The sequence below is a fragment of the Vibrio sp. Y176 genome, assembly GCF_033438945.1.
Map to the genome: position 1 here is coordinate 1 of NZ_JAWOQS010000003.1, position 21,989 is coordinate 21,989.

General features: G+C 43.3%; 15 protein-coding genes and 4 pseudogenes. All 19 read right to left on the reverse strand.

Going from position 1 to position 21,989, the window contains the following annotated elements; all coding sequences use genetic code 11:
- Positions 1–574: 574 nt before the first annotated feature.
- The 19 genes and pseudogenes from R7O13_RS08370 to R7O13_RS08455 all read right to left on the reverse strand — a co-directional run bounded on the left by R7O13_RS08370 (position 575) and on the right by R7O13_RS08455 (position 21,985).
- Positions 575–793, reverse strand: a complete 219-nt coding sequence (locus R7O13_RS08370) for a hypothetical protein (RefSeq protein ID WP_033905291.1) — start codon at positions 791–793, stop codon at positions 575–577.
- A 196-nt stretch (positions 794–989) separates the two neighbouring features.
- Positions 990–1,212: pseudogene (locus tag R7O13_RS31515) on the reverse strand (hypothetical protein); the annotation flags it as partial.
- Positions 1,213–1,275: 63 nt separating this feature from the next.
- On the reverse strand, positions 1,276–2,178 hold the full coding sequence (locus tag R7O13_RS08375) for an immunity 49 family protein (protein WP_033905290.1): 903 nt from the start codon (positions 2,176–2,178) through the stop codon (positions 1,276–1,278).
- 168 nt (positions 2,179–2,346) lie between these two features.
- Positions 2,347–3,246, reverse strand: coding sequence for an immunity 49 family protein (locus tag R7O13_RS08380; protein WP_318303546.1), 900 nt, complete (start codon positions 3,244–3,246; stop codon positions 2,347–2,349).
- Positions 3,247–3,396: 150 nt separating this feature from the next.
- Positions 3,397–3,567, reverse strand: a complete 171-nt coding sequence (locus tag R7O13_RS08385; RefSeq protein ID WP_005398475.1) for a hypothetical protein — start codon at positions 3,565–3,567, stop codon at positions 3,397–3,399.
- A gap of 175 nt (positions 3,568–3,742) precedes the next feature.
- On the reverse strand, positions 3,743–4,642 hold the full coding sequence (locus R7O13_RS08390) for an immunity 49 family protein (RefSeq protein WP_213911295.1): 900 nt from the start codon (positions 4,640–4,642) through the stop codon (positions 3,743–3,745).
- A gap of 17 nt (positions 4,643–4,659) precedes the next feature.
- Positions 4,660–5,056, reverse strand: a pseudogene (locus R7O13_RS31520) (hypothetical protein); the annotation flags it as partial.
- Between the two features lie 28 nt (positions 5,057–5,084).
- Entirely contained in the window at positions 5,085–5,987 is a 903-nt protein-coding gene (locus R7O13_RS08400) for an immunity 49 family protein (protein WP_318303547.1), read from the reverse strand.
- 168 nt (positions 5,988–6,155) lie between these two features.
- Complete coding sequence (locus tag R7O13_RS08405) at positions 6,156–7,037, reverse strand: immunity 49 family protein (RefSeq protein WP_318303548.1); 882 nt, start codon at positions 7,035–7,037, stop codon at positions 6,156–6,158.
- A 7-nt stretch (positions 7,038–7,044) separates the two neighbouring features.
- A pseudogene (locus tag R7O13_RS08410) lies at positions 7,045–7,563 on the reverse strand (type IV secretion protein Rhs); the annotation flags it as partial.
- A 175-nt stretch (positions 7,564–7,738) separates the two neighbouring features.
- Positions 7,739–8,629: an immunity 49 family protein gene (locus R7O13_RS08415; protein ID WP_318303550.1), complete on the reverse strand. Its 891-nt coding sequence runs from the start codon at positions 8,627–8,629 to the stop codon at positions 7,739–7,741.
- A 1-nt stretch (position 8,630) separates the two neighbouring features.
- Positions 8,631–9,648 (reverse strand): annotated as a pseudogene (locus R7O13_RS08420) (type IV secretion protein Rhs); the annotation flags it as partial.
- A gap of 64 nt (positions 9,649–9,712) precedes the next feature.
- The gene (locus R7O13_RS08425) at positions 9,713–10,606 is read right to left on the reverse strand and encodes an immunity 49 family protein (protein WP_318303551.1); all 894 of its coding nucleotides are present in this window, start codon (positions 10,604–10,606) and stop codon (positions 9,713–9,715) included.
- Between the two features lie 720 nt (positions 10,607–11,326).
- A complete protein-coding gene (locus R7O13_RS08430; RefSeq protein ID WP_053350543.1) occupies positions 11,327–12,229 on the reverse strand; it encodes an immunity 49 family protein in 903 nt (300 codons plus the stop codon).
- Entirely contained in the window at positions 12,222–16,619 is a 4,398-nt protein-coding gene (locus R7O13_RS08435; RefSeq protein WP_318303554.1) for an RHS repeat-associated core domain-containing protein, read from the reverse strand. Before R7O13_RS08435 ends, R7O13_RS08430 begins: the two co-directional genes overlap by 8 nt.
- A 423-nt stretch (positions 16,620–17,042) precedes the next feature.
- Positions 17,043–17,459: a hypothetical protein gene (locus R7O13_RS08440; RefSeq protein ID WP_226083599.1), complete on the reverse strand. Its 417-nt coding sequence runs from the start codon at positions 17,457–17,459 to the stop codon at positions 17,043–17,045.
- Positions 17,443–18,495 carry a formate dehydrogenase subunit gamma gene (locus tag R7O13_RS08445; protein WP_226083600.1) on the reverse strand — a complete coding sequence of 351 codons (1,053 nt, stop codon included), beginning with the start codon at positions 18,493–18,495 and terminating at the stop codon, positions 17,443–17,445. Before R7O13_RS08445 ends, R7O13_RS08440 begins: the two co-directional genes overlap by 17 nt.
- 14 nt (positions 18,496–18,509) lie before the next feature.
- Complete coding sequence (gene fdh3B, locus R7O13_RS08450; protein ID WP_005377536.1) at positions 18,510–19,118, reverse strand: formate dehydrogenase FDH3 subunit beta; 609 nt, start codon at positions 19,116–19,118, stop codon at positions 18,510–18,512.
- Positions 19,119–19,129: 11 nt separating this feature from the next.
- Complete coding sequence (locus R7O13_RS08455) at positions 19,130–21,985, reverse strand: formate dehydrogenase subunit alpha (RefSeq protein ID WP_318303555.1); 2,856 nt, start codon at positions 21,983–21,985, stop codon at positions 19,130–19,132.
- Positions 21,986–21,989 lie beyond the last annotated feature (4 nt).

The window sequence follows — 21,989 nt, forward strand, 5'->3', positions numbered from 1 at the left end:
AGTTTTTTTTCTCAATGCTTTTTATACTTCTGGCCGCTTTCCATTCGGTTGTATCTTTGTCCTTTTGAGCCATTAGATCAGTAATTGCAGTTGCATATTCAGTTGTCCCTTGCTGATATGCCATATTTCCAACCTTACGCCTGTCTAGTGGGCTAATACCTCTTAACGTCTACGAGAATAATTTCCCTGGGTTTTGGGTTCTTCTACAAGGTAGGCCATACCGTAGTCTCCTGGTTGTAAGAAAACACGCCATTATTTTTTAGGGGACAACTCCTAGTTAAGTGACATACCGTTGAGTCTTAGCCATAAAATGCCATGTGTCACGAAACATGAACGCCAAAAATAGAGATCTAACCTATTTTTTCCAGTACCCTCTAGATGCTCGCTCTGGGATTACCAGATTCGAAACAGATTTACTGCCTATAGATTCGTAAAACTCGGCGGCCCCGATCTCTTTAGTGGACGGCTGAAACCAATGAGGTTGAGGCACTTTTTTAGAATTCCATTAGAAACTGCCATAGCAATTGCTGTTTCACAGCACTCAACGTCGGTCAAGCCTTTGAAGGGGCCCTCCTTATATAAAATAAGTTTTTTCCGAGCCACTATATTGAGCAATTACAGACGTAACTGCCTTTCTATCACCATTATTTATTTTCAAAGTAAGCCCTGACTTTCCTAGCAAGGCTTTTAAATCGCACTCATTATTAGTAACCCACTTTTTAAGAGCCATATCATTAATAATGTTATCTCTGAAATTTATGAGTATAGTCACAAGATCATCTTCAAAATTCATTTTATCCTCAACTTTGCAATGGGATAACCTAGCTATCGTCCCAACTTTTAGTTTCTCCTAGAAATTGATTAACTCCACCTTCACCGACTGCTGGGTAAAAATCGCTCGTAGGCTCCCATCCAACGCTTAATGCCCCCAAAAAGGGCGAGATACCGTTAGTTTTATTAATTCATTGACTGGAATTTTGACTAGAGCTTCTGATATGTTTTTTACCTTTTGGCTTTCGGATTTTGACTTGCGAGAGAACGCCATCTTCTCCGACGGATGACTCTTTTGCTGCCTCTAAAATCTGATCGCAAACCTCTTGGGGGAAAGTTATTTTGTGCCTGATACTCTGCCAACATTTGCTGTAAGCGTTTTAACCCTTCTTCACAGAGGAAACCTGTTGAGTCAATCCACTAGATGGAGTTGATTGAATATCGGTAAACATATAATCCACCTCGTGAAAGGTGGATTATTTACTGAATTGCTAACTAAAGGATTTATCGAGTGATCTTCCCTGCTTTTACATCTTCTAACCAATGTCCTTCGACGAGATAAGGAGGAAGCCAACTGGTTTCAATAGATAGACGGTTGCCTTTGTCATACCACATACATGCCATACCAAGCAGAGGGAAAGATATGAAGGTTTCTATAGAAATTAAGCCCTCTGGCTTATCGAGCCTCATTTGGTATTGCTCTTGGAACTGTAGGTTCTTAATGAGTACTTCTTCAAAGTCATAACCGATGTCAGTTGTCAGGGCAGCAAAAGTTTCCAAAATACCCATGGCGATTTCTAATGCCCAATCATCACCCTGAGAAACTGCCGCGTCCATCGCGGCCACCAGTTTATCAGGGTAGTCCGACGTGCGGTTATGGAACGACTGAATGACATCTACTAGCATATAAGACAGCTCACCCGCTTTGGTAGAGCTCTGTCTCATCAAAGAAACCGGAAAGTTCGCCAATACATCCATGCTAGGTTTATCACGCACAATCACCGAAGTAAAATAAGCATCAAGCCACATTGAAGGACAAATAAAGCCTGTTTTAAAAATACCTTCACCATCCCATGTCACTTCTGGATAGCCGAGTATCTGGATACTTAATTCTTCATTGGGATTCATAGCAAGTTGATGATAACAGGCTCCCATTAAAGAAGTTTCGTAAAGACGTAATGTACAAATTTGTTCGTCTTCATGCGTAGTTTGAAACCAGGTATACCAGCGAGCCTGGTCGATGGCAAAATCACCAAGACTAACCAAGTTTTCTCGCCTGACCTTAAGACCTTCTTTTCTGTTATCTAAAACCCGGTTTATAAAATTTTTTTTACTCACAATGGCTTGTGTGTCAAGTTCAGGATTTGCTTTGCGCTCTACAATCTTGATCGATTCTTTACTTTGCATTTTGACTTAATCCTTTTGAATCAATTTTAAACTCTACTACTTCTACTACTACGTCTGAGGGCTTCAAGCTATTCGAGTAAAAGGGCTTATGTATCTTTAAAAAGGACACACAATGCCAAGTGTAACGCAACAAAACGTCAGAAATGATGACCTAGTTCCCTTTGAAGCTTAGCGAATTATATTTCCGGCTTTTACATCCTCTAACCAACATCCTTCGACGAGATAGGGAGGAAGCCAACCAGTTTCGACAGATAAACGGTTGCCTTTGTCGTACCACATACAAGCCATGCCAAGCAGTGGGAAGTTAATAAAAGTGCGGATGCCTATCCTATCTGGTCCTAATTCTCGAAGATGATATTTTTCTTGGAATTGTAGGTTTTTGACTAGCACTTCCTCAAAGTCATAACCAATGTTAGTAGTGAGCGCTGCGAAGGTCTCTAGGATCCCCATCGCAATTTCCGACGCCCAGTTATCCCCTTGAGCTACCGCTGCGTCCATTGCTGCAACCAGCTTATCAGGATAATCCGATGTGCGATTGTGGAACGACTGAATGACGTCTACTAGCATATAAGACAGCTCACCCGCTTTGGTTGAGCTCTGTCTCATCAAAGAAATCGGAAAGTTCGCCAATACATCCATGCTGGGTTTATCACGAACGATGACAGAGGTAAAATACGCATCTAGCCACATTGAAGGACAAATGAAACCTGTTTTTAAAATACCTTCGCCTTTCCAAGTTACTTCAGGATAGTCGAGGATCTGGATACTTAATGGTTCCTTCGGATACATAGCGAGCCGATGATAACAAGCGCCCATTAGCGAAGTTTCATAAAGACGCAAGGTACATATTTGCTCATCTTCATGTGAGGCTTGAAACCAGGTATACCAGCGAACCTGGTCAATGGCAAAATCCCCAAGACTGACCAGATTTTCCCGCCTGATTTTAAGGCCTTCTTTTCTGTTATCTAAAACCCGGTTTATAAATTTTTTCCGATTCACAATGGCTTGTGTGTCAAGTTCAGGATTTGCTTTTCGCTCTAAAAATTTGACCGATTTTTTACTTTGCATTTTTGACTTAATCCTTTTGAATCAATTTTAAACTCTGACACTTCTAGTTTTACGTCCGAGGCTTTTCCACTTTCTGGGATGCTGCGTATGTATATATCAAATAGGTCTACCGGATAAAGCGGCGTATTGGATTTCGTCGGCAGCTAATTTTTAAGTTGTTCCTCCTTTATTCTCTGACATTAACTTAACTATTTCCGCCGCATATTTACTTGTCCCTTGTTGATATGCTTCATTGCCAATTTTACGACTGCCGAGCGGCCTGCTGCCACCCTTAGCCTCGACGATGATGATTTCTTCAGTATCATCTGAGAGGTACACCATATTGAAATCACCTGGTTTCGATCCCTAAGCTGCAAGGTCTTTGGGATGGAGCAACTTAGCATTAGGGCGTATATTCCGAATAAAGTCATCCGCGACCAATTCACCAATTTTTGCAGACTGCTGGTTAATTTTGGCGATTTGAACGTTATTATACTGAATTACTAACTAAAGGAGTTTATCGAATGATCTTCCCTGCTTTTACATCTTCTAGCCAACGCCCCTCGACGAGATAAGGAGGAAGCCAACCAGTTTCAATAGATAAACGGTTGCCTTTGTCGTACCACATACATGCCATGCCAAGCAGAGGGAAGTTGATAAAAGTTCTGATGCCTATCCTATCTGGTCCTAATTCTCTAAGATGATATTTCTCTTGAAACTGTAGGTTTTTAACGAGCACTTCCTCAAAATCATAACCAATGTTAGTAGTGAGCGCTGCGAAGGTTTCTAGGATCCCCATCGCAATTTCCAACGCCCAGTTATTTCCTTGAGCTACCGCTGCGTCCATTGCTGCAACCAGCTTATCAGGATAATCCGATGTGCGGTTGTGGAACGACTGAATGACGTCTACTAGCATATAAGACAGCTCACCCGCTTTGGTAGAGCTCTGTCTCATCAAAGAAATAGGAAAGTTCGCCAATACGTCCATGCTAGGTTTATCACGAACGATGACAGAGGTGAAATAGGCATCTAACCACATTGAAGGACAAATGAAGCCTGTTTTTAAAATACCTTCGCCTTTCCATGTTACTTCAGGATAGTCGAGGATCTTTATGGTTAATTTATCATTGGGATGCATTGCAAGGCTATGATAACAAGCACTCATCAACGAAGTTTCATAAAGGCGTAATGTACAAATTTTTTCGTCTTCACATGAAGCTTGATACCACGTAAACCAGCGCACTTGCTCGAATGCATAATCTCCAAAGCTAATCAAGTTCTCTCGCCTAATTTTGAGCCCTTCTTTTCTTTTATCTAAGATTCGATTGATATAATCTTTCTCAGAAGCAATGCTATTATCATCTAACCTGGGCCTTGCTGTACGCTCTATAATTTTGGCTGGCTTTTTACCTTGCATTGTTGAACTAACCCTTCTTAATCAATTTTAAACTCAGCTATTCCTAGTTTTATATCTGATGCATCTCTGATTTTTTTCGCAGCTATTTTTTCTGTCGTTTCATCTTCGTTTTCAGACATTAGCTTAGTGATTTCTTCAGCATATTTGCTAGACCCTTGCTGATACGCTTCGTTTCCAATCTTACGGCTGCCCATAGGGCAGCTACCCCCCTTTGGCCTCAACAATTATAATTTCACCTGGTGGCGGCTCTTCCACCTCGTAAACCATATCAAAATCGCCCGGCTTCGAAATTGAGGTTCCAATATCTTTGGGATGAAGCAGCTCAGCATTAGGATGTTTACTCCGAACAAAGTCATCCGCGGCTAACTCACCAATTTTTGCAGATTGCTGATTAATCTTGGCGATTTGAACGTTATTATACTGAATTGCTAACTAAAGGGTTTTATCGTGTGATCTTCCCTGCTTTTACTTCTTCTAACCAACGTCCTTCGACGAGATAGGGAGGAAGCCAACTGGTTTCAATAGATAGACGGTTGCCTTTGTCGTACCACATACAAGCCATGCCAAGCAGAGGGAAAGAGATGAAGGTTTCTATAGAAATTAAGTCCTCTGGCTTATCGAGCCTCATTTGGTATTGCTCTTGGAACTGTAGGTTTTTAACTAATACTTCTTCAAAGTCATAACCGATGTCAGTTGTCAGGGCAGCAAAAGTTTCCAAAATACCCATGGCGATTTCTAACGCCCAGTCATTACCCTGAGCAACTGCCGCGTCCATCGCGGCCACCAGTTTATCAGGGTAGTCCGATGTGCGGTTATGGAACGACTGAATGACATCTACTAACATATAAGACAGCTCACCCACTTTGGTAGAGCTCTGTCTCATCAGAGAAATCGGAAAGTTCGCCAATACGTCCATACTTGGCCTGTCACGCACAATTGCCGATATAAAATAAGTATCCAGCCACATTGAAGGACAAATGAAGCCCATTTCTAAGATACCTTCACCATCCCATGTTACTTCTGGATAACCGAGTATCTGAACAGTTAATGGCTCATTCGGAAACATAGCCAGCCGATGATAACAAGCCCCCATTAATGAAGTTTCATAAAGACGTAATGTACAAATTTGTTCGTCTTCATGTGAGGTTTGAAACCATGTATACCAGCGAACCTGGTCAATGGCAAAATCACCAAAACTAACCAAGTTTTCTCGCCTGATTTTAAGACCTTCTTTTCGCTGTTCTAATATCTTATTGATGAATTCTTTCTCAGAATAAACTCCACTTTCACTCAGCTCAGGATCTGCTTTGCGTTCTACAACTTTGATTGTTCCTTTACTTTGCATTTTAACGTAGTCCTTTGGAATCAATTTTAAACTCTGCTACTTCTACTCTTAAGTCTGAGGGCTTCAAGCTATTCGAGTAAAAGGGCTTATGTATCTTTAAAAAGGACACATAATGCCAAGTGTAACGCAACAAAACGTCAGAAATGATGACCTAGTTCCCTTTGAAGCTTAGCGAATTATATTTCCGGCTTTTACATCCTCTAACCAACATCCTTCGACGAGATAGGGAGGAAGCCAACCAGTTTCGACAGATAAACGGTTGCCTTTGTCGTACCACATACAAGCCATGCCAAGCAGTGGGAAGTTAATAAAAGTGCGGATGCCTATCCTATCTGGTCCTAATTCTCGAAGATGATATTTTTCTTGGAATTGTAGGTTTTTGACTAGCACTTCCTCAAAGTCATAACCAATGTTAGTAGTGAGCGCTGCGAAGGTTTCTAGGATCCCCATCGCAATTTCCAACGCCCAGTTATCCCCTTGAGTTACCGCTGCGTCCATTGCTGCAACCAGCTTATCAGGATAACCCGATGTGCGATTGTGGAACGACTGAATGACGTCTACTAGCATATAAGACAGCTCACCCGCTTTGGTAGAGCTCTGTCTCATCAAAGAAATCGGAAAGTTCGCCAATACGTCCAAGCTAGGTTTATCACGAACGATGACAGAGGTAAAATACGCATCTAGCCACATTGAAGGACTAATGAAACCTGTTTTTAAAATACCTTCGCCTTTCCAAGTTATTTCAGGATGATCAGGTACCTTAACCGTCAAAGGGCTTTCAGGTTTTTGAGCTAGTCGATGATAGCTAGCTTGCATTATCGAGGCTTCAAATAGACGCAGCGTTCCTATTCGGTCATTTAGTTCAGACACTGGAAACAAAGTATATAACCTAACTTGCTCCCAAACCCCGTCTGTTAGATATATCAAGTTTTCGCGCTTTATTGTGATACGATGTTTTCTTTTCTCTAAGTTTTTTTCTATTTGTTTTGTATAGTAATTAAGTTCCTCAGTATTCAACTCGTAGGCTGCTTTTCTATTTATCTTTTTCATACTAACTTTACTTCCCTTGACCTAATTCTTTGAGGCTAATATCAAACTCTTTTACATTCACTTTAGATACGCCATCTGAAGCATCAATTTCTGTTGTACCAGCTTTTTGTTCAGACATTAATTTAACGATTTCCGCCGCATATTTGCTTGTCCCTTGCTGATATGCTTCATTGCCAATTTTACGACTGCCGAGCGGCCTGCTGCCACCCTTAGCCTCGACGATGATGATTTCTTCAGTATCATCTGAGAGGTACACCATATTGAAATCACCTGGTTTCGATCCCTAAGTTGCAAGGTCTTTGGGGTGGCTCAACTTAGCATTAGGGCGTATATTCCGAATAAAGTCATCCGCGACCAACTCACCAATTTTTGCAGACTGCTGGTTAATATTACCAATTTGAGCGTGATATCCCTCTTCGCCAGCTCGAGCGTCCATTGCCTCTTGACGCTCTTTCAAGCATTCATCAATTTTTGCTTTGTTTCTTTCTGTTAGCTCATAATCACTCGTATTGAGTTCAGACTTTTTTATACTATGCCAGCATTGGCTGCCCCAAACCTGTTGGGTCAATCCACTGGATATGGTGGACTGCATATTGGTAATGCCACCAATGATGGAGCGTTCAACAAACAACAAGCTCCCCACCTCAAACGTAAAAGCCACCCCATGAGAGATGGCTTGTATATTGATTTGCTAAAGGAGTTTATCGAATGATCTTCCCTGCTTTTACATCTTCTAGCCAACGTCCTTCGACGAGATAAGCTGGAAGCCAACCAGTTTCAACTGACAAACGGTTGCCTTTGTCGTACCACATACAGGCCATGCCAAGAAGAGGGAAAGATATGAAAGTTTCTATAGAAATCAAGTCCTCTAGCTTATCGAGCCTCATTTGGTATTTCTCTTGGAACTGTAGGTTTTTAACGAGCACTTCCTCAAAATCATAACCAATATTAGTAGTGAGCGCTGCGAAGGTTTCTAGGATCCCCATCGCAATTTCCAACGCCCAGTTATCCCCTTGAGCTACCGCTGCGTCCATTGCTGCAACCAGCTTGTCAGGATAATCCGGTGTGCGGTTGTGGAACGACTGAATGACGTCTACTAGCATATAAGACAGCTCACCCGCTTTGGTAGAGCTCTGCCTCATCAAAGAAATCGGAAAGTTCGCCAATACGTCTAAACTTGGCCTGTCACGCACAATTGCCGATATAAAATACATATCAATCCATCTATTAGGATTTATGCACCCCGTTTTTAAAATACCTTCCCCGTCCCACTTTACTTCAGGATAGTCGAGAATCTTTATAGTTAATTCATCATTGGGATTCCTAGCAAGTCGATGATAACAAGCGCCCATTAGAGAAGTTTCGTAAAGACGTAATGTACAAATTTGTTCGTCTTCATGCGAGGTTTGAAACCAGGTATACCAGCGAACCTGGTCAATGGCGAAATCACCAAGACTGACCAGGTTTTCCCGCCTGATTTTAAGACCCTCTTTTCGCTGATCTAGTATCTTATTGATAAATTCTTTCTCAGAAGAAACTCCACTTTCACTCAACTCAGGGTTTGCTTTGCGTTCTACAACTTTACTTTGCATTTTAAATTAGCCCTTTAGAATTAATTTTAAACTCTGCCACTTTTAGTTTTACATCCGATGCATCCCCGTTCTCTTGAATGCTTGCTTGAGTATGTATATATCGAATAGGTATGCCGGATAAAGCTGCATCTTGGATTTGTCTTGCTGTTATTTTTCAGTCGTCCCTTCCTTTTTTCAGACATTAGGTTGGTGATTTCTGCAGTGTATTCGATATGCCATATTTCCAATTTTTCTGCTACCCAGCGGGCTGCTACCTCCTTTAGCCTCAACAATGATAATTTCACCTGGTGGTGGCTCTTCCACCTCGTAAACCATATCAAAGTCGCCCGGCTTCGAAATTGAGGTTCCAATATCTTAGGGATGAAGCAGCTTAACATTAGGACATTTACTCCGAACAAAATCATCCGCCGCCAATTCACAATTTTTGCCGATTGTTTATTGATTTTACTTATTTGCGCGTTATATCCATCTTGGCCAATCCGAGCGTCCATTGCCTCTTGACGCTCTTTCAAGCATTCATCAATTTTTGCTTTGTTTCTTGCTGTTAGTTCATAATCACTCGTATTGAGTTCAGAGTTTTCTTTATACTCTGCTTTATTCAGCACAAGATCTTCAGTGAAAATCGTACAACCTTCCTCTCCACCAACTTTCTCTGAGTCAAAAACATGCACATTTACAAACTCCTCAATCCCAACAACATACTGCACTTCGTGTCTGGTGCCATCTGAGTGATTGATATGACGGTAAAAAGTAATCTCGTTCTTCTCGCAATCAATATGGTCTAAATCGTACTCATATCGGATATGATTTTTACCTTTTGGTTTTCGGATTTTGACTTGCGAGCGAACGCCACCTTCTCCGACGGATGATTCTTTTGCTGCCTCTAAAATCTGATCGCAAACCTCTTGGGGAACATCACTTTGCACCTGATACTCTGCCAACATTTGCTGTAAGCATTTTAACCCTTCTTCACAGAGGAAACCTGTTGGGTCAATCCACTAGATGGGGTTGATTGAATATCGGTAAACATATAAGCCACCTCGTGAAAGGTGGCTTATATACTGAATTGCTAACTAAAGGAGCTTATCGAGAGATCTTCCCGGCTTTTACTTCTTCTAGCCAACGTCCTTCAACGAGATAGGGAGGAAGCCAACCAGTTTCAACTGATAAACGATGACCTTTGTCGTACCACATACAAGCCATGCCAAGAAGAGGGAAAGATATGAAAGTTTCTATAGAAATCAAGTCCTCTGGCTTATCGAGCCTCATTTGGTATTGCTCTTGGAACTGTAGGTTCTTAATGAGTACCTCTTCAAAGTCATAACCGATGTCAGTTGTCAGGGCAGCAAAAGTTTCCAAAATACCCATGGCGATTTCTAACGCCCAATCATCACCCTGAGCAACTGCCGCGTCCATCGCGGCCACCAGTTTATCAGGGTAGTCTGCTGTACGTTGATGGAACGACTGTATGACGTCTACTAACATATAAGACAGCTCACCCGCTTTGGTAGAGCTCTGTCTCATCAAAGAAATCGGAAAGTTTGCCAACACATCCATGCTAGCTTTGTCACGGACGATGACAGAAGTAAAATAGGCATCTAGCCACATTGAAGGACAAATGAAGCCTGTTTTTAAAATACCTTCGCCTTTCCAGGTCACTTCTGGGTATCTAGGTAATTGAATACTTTGAGGTTCGTCAGGCCTCATCGCTAACTGATGATAAAACGCGCGCATTAATGACGCTTCATACAGGCAAAGTGTTCCGATTTGTTCATTTTCTATGGAGTGTGGGAACCACGAGTACCATCTCACTAGATAAAACGATTCATCACTTAAAGCAACTAAGTTTTCTCTACGAATACTGATTACCTCTTTGCGCGTGTCAAGGTCTTCATCAATATCAGAACTATAGCCTTTGATTAACTCCGAGGTCAGCTTTGGATCAGCATTTCTTTTTATTTTAATTTTGTCAGACATTTTAAAACTTCCCTAAATCTACATTAAATTCTTTTACTTTAATCTTTGAAACTTTCCCTGGTTCAGAGATTGGGGTTTTAGTATGTATCTATCTAATTGGGCGTCCACTCCTCGAAGCGTTTCTTATTGATTTAGCTGTTTCCCACTCTGTTGTATTTCGCCCATTCCTAGACATCTTACCAACTATTGCCGCTGCATATTTAGACGTTCCTTGCTGACATGCTTCGTTTCCTATTTTTCTACTACCCAAAGGACTGCTCCCCCTTTGGCCTCAACAATGATAATTTCACCTAGTGGTGGCTCTTCCACCTCGTAAACCATATCAAAGTCGCCCGGCTTCGAAATTGAGGTTCCAATATCTTTGGGATGAAGCAGCTTAGCATTAGGACGTTTACTCCGAACAAAGTCATCCTCGACCGTTTCACAATTTTTGCCGATTGTCTATTGATTTTACTTATTTGCGCGTTATATCCATCTTGGCCAATCCGAGCGTCCATTGCCTCTTGACGCTCTTTCAAGCATTCATCAATTTTTGCTTTGTTTTTTTCTGTTAGCTCATAATCACTCGTATTGAGTTCAGACTTTTTTATACTATGCCAGCATTGGCTGCCCCAAACCTGTTGGGTCAATCCACTGGATGGGGTTGATTGAATATCGGTAAACATATAAGCCACCTCGTGAAAGGTGGCTTATATACTGAATTTCTATATAAATGATAATTTATCGTGTGATCTTCCCTACTTTTACATCTTCTAGCCAACGCCCTTCAACGAGATAAGGAGGAAGCCAACCGGTTTCAACAGATAAACAGTTACCTTTGTCGTACCACATACAAGCCATGCCAAGCAGAGGGAAAGAGATGAAGGTTTCGATTGAAATCAATTTTTTAGGAGCATCCAAGCGCATTTGATATTGCTCCTGGAACTGCAGGTTCTTAATGAGTACCTCTTCAAAGTCATAATCAATATCGGTTGTCAGGGCGGCAAAGGTTTCTAAAATGCCCATGGCGATTTCTAATGCCCAGTCATCACCCTGAGCAACTGCAGCGTCCATTGCTGCGACTAGCTTATCGGGGTAATCCGATGTGCGGTTGTGGAATGACTGAATCACATCCACCAGCATGTAAGAAAGCTCACCAGCCTTCGTAGAACTTTGTTTCATCAGAGAAATCGGAAAGCTCGCCAATACGTCCATACTTGGCCTGTCACGCACGATCACCGAAGTGAAATAAGCATCAAGCCATCGGTTAGGGTGTAAACACCCCGTTTTTAAAATACCTTCACCTTTCCAGGTTACTTCCGGGTATCCAGGTAATTGAATACTTTGAGGCTCGTCAGGTCTCATGGCGAGCTGATGATAAAATGCACGCATTAATGATGCTTCATATAGACATAGTGTGCCGGTTCTCTCATCATCATTTAATGGAGGTAGCCATGTATACAGGCGAATTTGCTCAGACACATCATCACTCAAATAAACCAAGTTTTCTCTTTTTATCGCAATGCGCCTTTTTCGTTTATCTAAGTTCTCTTTTACTTCTTCTCTGTAAGCATCTATTGCCGCTTGAGTTAGACTAATATGAGCCAATCGCTCAATCTTTTTTAATTCCTTGGCATCAAACATTTCCAAATTCTCCCATGTCTATATCAAATTCTTTCGCTTTAATTTTCGAGACTTTACCATCTGAAGATATTTCTGCTTGTGTATGAATATAACGAATCGGAATATCATCTTTGATAGCGGATTTGATGTGATTTGCAGCAATCTTTTCCGTTGTACCTTGTTCTTGCTTAGACATCTCACCAATAATTGCTGCTGTATATTCAGTTGTCCCTTGCTGATATGCCATATTTCCAATTTTACGACTGCCGAGCGGGCTGCTGCCACCCTTAGCCTCGACGATGATGATTTCTTCAGGATCATCTGAGAGGTACACCATATCGAAATCACCTGGTTTCGATCCCGAAGTTGCAAGGTCTTTGGGATGGATCAACTTAGCATTAGGGCGTATATTCCGAACAAAGTCATCCGCGACCAACTCACCAATTTTTGCTGACTGCTGGTTAATTTTAGCAATTTGGGCGTTATGCCCTTCTTCGCCGCTACGCGCATCCATTGCCTTTTGACGTTCTGCTAAACACTCATCAACCTTTTGTTTGCATTCTTCAGAAAGTTTGTATTTCTCATCCTCATCCTTATTATTGAATTCGAATTCTGAGTTATCCTTGTAATCCGCTTTATTCAGCACTAGGTCCTCGGTGAAGATGGTGCAGGTCTTATCGCCACCGACCTTCTCTGAATCAAACACGTGAGCATTAACAAACTCTTCTATCCCGACTACGTACTGCACTTCATGTTTGCTTCCGTCAGAATGATTAATGTGGCGATAAAAAGTAATCTCGTTCTTCTCGCAATCAATATGGTCTAAATCGTATTCATATCGAATATGATTTTTACCTTTGGGTTTTCGGATTTTGACTTGCGAGCGAACGCCATCTTCTCCGACGGATGATTCTTTTGCTGCCTCTAAAATCTGATCGCAAACCTCTTGGGGGACATCGCTTTGCGCCTGATACTCTGCCAACATTTGACCCAAGCGTTTTAACCCTTCTTCACAAAGGAAACCTGTTGGATCAATCCACTGGATAGGATTGACTGCATATTGGTAATGGTTAATGCCACCAGCAATAGATATCGGATCTTGTTGGATAAAGCGTCCTAGCTTAGGATCGTAATACCGAGCGAGGTTGTAGTGTAAGTCGGTTTCTTGATCGAAGTACTGCCCTTGAAAACGCAGTGGATTTACTACTTTTTCAATATGTACATGAGCAAAGCCATGAGCATCGTAGCTGGCACTCCATACAACATTCCCCTCGCAATCGATCAGTCGCTCTGGTTTACCAACTTGATCGCACTGGTACCAATAAATAACGTCATTTTCTAGCAGTGCCACTGGCGTGTAGGTTTCTGGTTGATATAGGTACCAGCGGAAAGCGCATGAAGAGCGTTCACCAATTAAACGTTCCCCTTCCCACAAGAACTCCGTAACGCCTTGTTGTGTAATTTTCTTCGTCCTGCGCCCTAATGCATCATATTCATATTGACTGATGCCATCGTCGGTGTGAACTTCAATGAGCTGATTTAACGCATCAAATACGCGAGTCTGAACATGTCCTTGCCCCTCACGTTTTGTCTGGTTTCCTTGCGCGTCATATTTGAACCGGACACCATCGTGTACTTCAATACGATCAGCGAATACCTCTGAAGATGGCAAAGTAGGATTGCCAAAACTATCGTATTCAAACTTAGTCACTTCTCCGGAAGCATTGACTCGTTTCAGTTGCCCTAAGGCATCGTACTGATAGTGCGTTGCTCCTGCCGTATTATCAATGATTGATGAAATACGGTTTTGCGCATTGTAAACGTACTTTTTCTCTCTATCTGGCCAATGTTGTTCAACCAAACGACCAACACCATCATAAATGATGCGCTCATTAAAATGTGCCGTTTCAATTTGGGAAACTCGTCCCATTTCATCGTAATGAAATTTGATTTGAGGTAAATCTAGGTTTCCAAACCGAATCGCTGAAAAACGCCCATATCGATCATAAGAGAAGTTCAGCTCCGTATTATCTGGCAGTACCTGAGATACGCGTTGGCCAACTCTGTTAAACTCCTGCGCTATCTCAAACTGACCTTGAATGCGCTTTGTTAAATGCCCGAATGAAGAGTATTGGTATTGCAATGTTTGATGGCGATTGGATGCGAAAGTAAGTCGACCACCAAGCGTATAATTGAAGTGGTTCTCTACAATACTGCTACCATTTCCTGCTTTGACGTGCTTGAGATAACCCGCAGCGTCATAGCGATACAGCACAGTCCTATCGGCGACTTGCTTACGATGGATCCGCCCCATATCGTCATAATCAAATTGGCTTTGTAGATTATCAAACCCAACAGTTCCTGATAGCTGGCCTTCATCGTCATACAGAAATTCGAATTCTAAGCCGTCACTCCGAACTAATTTAGTCAGGTTACGTTGTTGATCGTATTCGTAAGAAATATGGCTGCCATCGGGAAAGATGACTGCTTCTTGTTGCGCGAGTGCTCCCCATTGATACGAGGTAATGCCTGCTGGCGTTCGAATCTGAGCAACACGGCTGTGCTCATCGTAAGAATATTCTTCGCTATAACCGACTTTGTCTTCGTCGTTAAAATAACGAACTGATGTACGCCTGCCAAATTGATTATAAGCGAGTTGAGCAATACACCCATCGGGATAAGCAACGCCATTCACTAAATCTTCTTCATTGTAGCTATAACGAAGTAATGTACCGTCTATTTCATTCGCGATAAGTCTTTGTTGTTCATCCCACCACCACTGACTTTTCTTACCATCTTCAGACTCTTTTTTGACGACTTGACCGTGTTTATCGTAATCATATTCCGTGACACAGCCGAACTGATCGGTATCCCAAACTCTTTGACCGAGGCTATTGTAGTAAGCCTTCTCGATATCCCCATCAGGTGAAACCGTTTTAACTAACTTACCTAAGCCGTCATAACCATATTGAATTTCTTTTCCAGAGGAATGAAACTTAGAGACTAATTGACCATGCTGATTATATTGATAATTGACCGTTGACTGATCAGGATAGATAGCTTGTGCTTTTCGTCCCAATTCATCATATTGCCATCGCCAAGTTCTACCTGTGGGGCTTATTTTCTCGAGTAAGTTACCCTGCTCGTCATGCAAGAAAGACCATTGATGATCTAACGAGTCAGAATAAGAAGAATGATTTCCTTGATAATGGAAGCGATAGTCATAAATTCCTGCGTCCCCAACGTTCCTGATGCATTTCGCGTTAGCACCTTCGCCATCCCATTCAAAATAATGAGTAAAGCCAGTTGGTCGTACACGCTTAACAATTAAATGGCCGCGGTATTGATACTGTTCCTTTAAGCCTAAATGATTAGTTGCACTGACCAAATCATCGTGCTCATCATAGGTATAAGTTGTCAGAACTTTTTGGGACTTTGCATTAAGCAGTTCTACAAGGCGTCCTTGCTTATCATATTGACATTCAAGAACCGGACGCTTGTTATATGCGATCTCGATCAATCGATGGTTTCGAGAATACTGCAATTGAAACGTTGAAAACGTGCCATTTCTAACTTGTTTAACAAGCCAGCGATCATCTTTTTGCTCAAACCGATATTGATGCCCATTAGCGAGCGTTACAATCCGAGTTGTTGAGCTCAGGAAATAACAGCTCGCACCAGCGTATATTTGATAACTTGTTGCTCCAATATCTACTGGCTCAAATTCTGTGATATTGGCCTTATCGTCAACAAACTCCCAAGCGATAACATTGTCTTTCTCGTCCGTCTTTTCGCGTAATTCAAACTGAAATGCATGTCGCCAACCAAAGCCCATTCCATGATTTACATCCGACTGCGAAGAGCGGTAAGTACGCTGCCAAGTAGTACCTTGTTGTAGCTCGATATCATAGAGTTCGAGAATTTCTTCACCCGTCACAAGTGATACAGGATCACCGGCTTTCTCATGTTTTTCGCTGCTTTGTTGCTGAGGCTTGGCGGATGCGGCACTTCTGCCACTCTTTTTATTCGACTTCCCCTTTCCCTTCGATGGTTTTGCATTGACGGTATTTTGAGTCGGTGGAGGCGTAACCGCTGACGAGAGTGCGTAGTTTTCGCCGGTAGGTACAATTCGAGCGACATGCAAATCACCGTTCACCAAAGCATTGGCAAACGTTGAATTATAGTGTTGGGAAGTAAGCTCACCGTCAGGTATGTTTGGCTTGAATTGACCAATCGCATAGAACAAGTCCTCGACAGAGCGAAGGTCAAGCTCACCAAAGCTCTCAAGAAACTCTATTGCCTCTTGTTTGGTCACGAATGTTTTAGGTTCGCCGCTAGTAAGTAACTGACCAGAGAAGTGATAACTTTCGCCAAAGCGATTCGTGATAGGAATGACGAATTGAGGGATCATAGCCGTAACGTGTTTGTCCTTTTCTTACCTTGCCGCATCATTTAATGCTCGTTTCGCTCTTTTTATTTGTGAGAGCAAGATGCCTTAATCAAACATCCTCCGATAGAGATTCCTCTGTATGCGTAGACTGAATGTATTGATGGCAATTTTCACGTATGCAACTCTTTGAATTTCTGAGCGCAGCGTACTTTAACGGGACGATGAATCCTGAGTAAATGAACAATAGCGTGAGTGAGACTAATGTCTCATCGTGACGCGATTTTTTTACATGTTTCTTACTTAACTATGATTTTCTGCCCAGTTACGTAAATTCACTCAATAAGTTGCATCAAGTATCACCACTGCGACTAAGTGCTTCATATTTGAGACAAAACAGCAACAAAAAAACCGCCTATTACGGCGGTTTTGCTTAAAGAATACTGATTAAAGGTTTGGACCTGTCGATGGTCTGTGTGGTTGGTTATTGAGCAGTTGCTGCATCCCTTGAAACATTCGCATAAACCACACCAAGATGGCTAATGCAGCAAACACCATCCCTACCCAAGGAATAAAGTAAGCGATGGTTTCAAGCAAAGTACTATGCAACCAATAATCACTCACGCCAACGAGTACACCGTTAGAAGTCGCGACGGTGACGATCAACACAACAAAAAACGTCAGGTAGAGAAAGAAGGTGCGAATTAAACCGTAGTAATGAGAAATCACTACGTCGCTGTCTTCTCCCTTATCTAATCGGTAACCCGCATAGATAATTGCGATAACGCCTGAGATCAGAAACGTAAACGGGGTCAGACAGCTCAGGATGTACGCAATCCAAATCCCGTTATGAGGTTTGTTCATTCGCTTTCGCTCCTTTTACTTCCGTTTGTGCCGTATCTGTTTCACCCATCGCTTCTTTGGACTTCACTTCCTCATACCAAAGATCGTGATGCTCTTTCGCCCATGTTTCATCAACTTCACCTGTCACCATGCCTTCTAGCGCACCTTCCATTCCGAATAGACCAATATAGATGTGGAAGATAAAGCCACAGATTAGAATCAGCGCCGAAATCGCATGAACTAAGTTAGAAAGCTCCATGTCACGGCGAGTTTGGCCAAAGATAGGAAAGTCCAGAACTAAGCCACTCACTGCCGCGATAGCACCAAAGAAGATTAACAACCAATAGATTGCCTTCTCACCACCGTTTGAGAAACCAGCTGACGGATGTGTGCCTTTGTGTTTACCAACCATGCCGCCCATTTTCATAAACCAACGAACATCTGTCATGTTTGGAATCGACTTGCGCCACCATTTAAAGAGCACGAGCATCAGTAAAATGAAGAACAATGGTCCCATGTAATTGTGGTACTGCTTCGCCAACATGACGATAAAGCCCCAGAACTCAGTAGGAACGTACGGTTTTAAGAAGTGCTTACCGTAAACCAGCATCAAACCACTGAATGCCAGCGTTAAGAATGTAAACGCCATGCTCCAGTGAAGCGCGCGGTCTAAACGAGACCAACGCTTCATTTTTTTACCAGTACGCGGCTTGCTAAGCATCAAAGGACCAACGAATACGTAAGCCATGATAACCATCGCGATACTGCCGAAAATCGCGACAGCACCAGCAGGAGACATCCATTTCTCTTTTAGAATGTACCAAGTCTCACCAGGTTTACTGATCAATACGCCATGTTCTGGCGATTGGGACGTGGTGTAGCCTTCTTGCCCCTCTCTGACTTCACGCCAATAGTCTGCCCCGGCGAGTCGCGTGATCTCCTGTTGAATAACTTTAGAAGATTGTTCCTCTGCTGAAGCAGGCATTGCAAAAGTCAGCAGCAATGCCGTCATCATTGACAGCATTGCTAGAGATGCACGTTTAAGCGTGTTTAACATGTGCCTCTCCTTACTTAGCTTTTCGTCGCATCGTAAGAAAGATCGTTTCCGTCTGTCCAACCTGCGTTTTTCGCGCCGCGTTCTACCACACGTTGACGGAAAATGTCAGAGACTTTCTCTGCGTCACCCGCAAGCAGCGCTTTGGTTGAACAAAGCGATGCACACATCGGTAACTTGCCTTCTGCGATACGGTTCGCACCGTATTTTTGACGTTCTTCCTCAGAGCCAGGCTCTGTTTCTGGGCCGCCCGCGCAGAAAGTACATTTATCCATTTTGCCACGTTCACCAAACGCCTCTTGTTTAGGAAATTGAGGTGCGCCAAACGGACAAGCAAACAAACAGTAACCACAACCGATACACAGATCTTTATTGTGAAGAACGATGCCGTCTTCGGTATGCTCGAAACAATCAGCTGGACAAACTGCCATACAAGGCGCATCGGTACAGTGCATACAAGCAACAGAGATAGAGTTTTCACCAGCTTCACCGTCGTTTAGTGTTACCACGCGGCGACGTTGAATGCCCCATTCAAGCGCATCGTCGTTTTCGTTCTTACATGCAGTAACACAGCCGTTACACTCGATACAGCGTTTGGTGTCACATAGAAATTTCATTCGTGCCATTGTCAGACTCCTTACGCTTTACGAATGTTACATAGGGTTACTTTGGTTTCCTGCATCAAGGTAACCGGGTCGTAACCGTAAGTGGTTGCCGTGTTAGCCGATTCGCCAACAACGTAAGGCTGTGTACCTTCTGGGTATTTAGGACGTAGGTCTTCACCTTCGAACTTACCGCCAAAGTGAAACGGAATGAACGCCAAACCAGGTTTCACACGACGTGTTACCATCGCTTTCACCTTGATTCGTCCTTTCTCTGCACCTTCAACCCAAACATCATCACCATCTCTAAAGCCAAGATCGTTCGCGTCTTTCGGGTTCACTTCAACAAACATTTCTTGTTGAAGCTCGGCAAGCCAAGGGTTTGAACGCGTCTCTTCACCACCACCTTCGTATTCAACCAGACGGCCAGAAGTCAGAACGATTGGGTACTCGCCCGATTTGTCTTGCTCTTGAATGGATTTATACAACGTAGGAACACGGAAGATTGCATCTTTGTCTTCCCAAGTTGGGTAGTCCGTTACAAGGTCACGACGTGGTGTGTAAAGTGGTTCACGATGCAGTGGCACACGGTCTGGGAACGTCCAAACAATCGCACGCGCTTTCGCGTTACCAAATGGAATACAACCGTGCTTGATCGCGACACGCTGAATACCGCCAGAAAGGTCAGTCTTCCAGTTTTTACCCTCTGCTGCCACTTTCTCTTCAGCAGTTAGGTCGTCCCACCAACCAAGTTGTTTCAACAACTTGTCAGTGAACTCTGGGTAACCGTCTTTGATTTCACAGCCTTTCGAATAACTGTCTTCTGCAAGAAGGCTCTTGCCTTCAAATTCCACACCAAAGCGCGTACGGAAGTTACCGCCACCTTCTGCAACCGTCTTAGACGTATCGTACAGAATGTGTGTACCTGGGTGTTTCATTTCTGGTGTGCCCCAGCATGGCCAAGGTAGACCATAGGTTTCACCGTTGACAGGGCCACCTTCCGCTTCCAATGTGGTTTTGTGGAACGTATGCCAGTTTTGTTGGTGCGCTTTCAAACGCTCTGGGCTTTGGCCTGTGTAACCAATCGTCCACATGCCTTTGTTGAATTCACGCGTCAGGTCTTCAATCACCGGCTGGTTGTTTTCAACACGGATGTTTTTGAACAGAAGATCTGAATAGCCCAGTTTCTTCGAAAGCAGGTACATGATTTCGTGGTCTGGTTTTGATTCAAACAAAGGTTCAATCACCTGATCACGCCATTGTAGAGAGCGGTTAGATGCGGTAACGCTGCCGTGTGTTTCAAACTGTGTTGTTGCAGGAAGCAGGTAAACGCCGTCGGTACGGTCGTTCATTACCGCAGCAACCGTTGGGTAAGGGTCCACAATCACCATCATGTCCAACTTCTGCATCGCTTTTTTCATCTCAACACCACGTGTTTGAGAGTTAACTGCGTGTCCCCAGTAGAACATTGCACGGATGTTTTCGCGTTGACGAATGTTGTCTTTGTTTTCCAGTACACCATCAACCCAACGAGATACAGGAATACCTGCACTGTGCATTGGTTTCTGACCGCTATAAGCGTTGTCATCGAAACGACCTTTGATCCATTCGTAATCGATTTCCCACACTTTTGACCAATGACGCCAAGCGCCTTCAGAAAGGCCGTAGTAGCCCGGTAGCGTGTCAGAAAGTACGCCAAGGTCGGTTGCGCCTTGTACGTTATCGTGACCACGGAAGATGTTTGCGCCGCCGCCTGATTTACCAATGTTACCAAGCGCTAGCTCAAGCACACAGTAAGCACGTGTGTTGTTGTTACCAGTAGTATGCTGAGTACCACCCATACACCAAACAATACAGCCTGGGCGATTTTCAGAAAGCAGTTTTGCTGTTTGGTAAACGTCTTCTTCACTTACGCCTGTTACGCGCTCAACTTCTGCTGGCTTCCATTTCGCCACTTCAGCACGGATCTCATCCATACCGAATACACGTTGACGGATGAACTCTTTATCTTCCCATTGGTTTTCGAAGATGTGCCACAGCACACCCCAAATGAATGCTACGTCAGAACCTGGACGAAGAGAAACGTAGTGATCTGATTTCGCAGCAGTACGCGTAAGGCGAGGATCCGCTACGACGATCTTACAGTTGTTCTTCTCTTTTGCGATCAGAATGTGCTGCATCGCTACTGGGTGTGCTTCAGCTGGGTTTGAACCAATGAATAGCATCGACTTACAGTTGTGCATGTCATTGAAAGAGTTGGTCATCGCACCGTAACCCCAAGTGTTCGCTACACCCGCCACGGTTGTTGAGTGACAAATACGCGCTTGGTGGTCAACGTTGTTCGTACCCCAAAGTGATGCCATTTTGCGGAACAAGTACGCTTGTTCGTTGCTGTGCTTTGCGCTTCCCAAGAAGTAAACCGAATCAGGGCCGGACTCTTTACGGATGTCCATCACCTTGTTACCGATTTCTTCGATCGCTTGATCCCAAGAAAGCTTTTTCCACTTCCCGTTTTCAAGCTTCATTGGGTATTTTAGACGACGCTCACCGTGACCATGTTCACGCAGTGCTGCGCCTTTTGCACAGTGACCACCGGCGTTAAATGGGTGGTCGAATGCAGGCTCTTGACCCGTCCAAACACCATTTTGAACTTCTGCGTAAATACCACAACCCACTGAGCAGTGAGAACAGATAGTACGTTTTATTTCTGTTTTCGCTTCTGGATCGACTGATTTTGCTTGCGCTTTTTTCATCATTCCCGGTGCGAATAGACTAGCACCAACCACTGCGCCACCAGCGGCAAGCGAAGTGTTTTTCATGAATGCACGACGAGATACGCCAAGCTGATTCGTTTCTTTGCTCACACTGTCGGAGCGTTTGACAAGTTTCATCCGT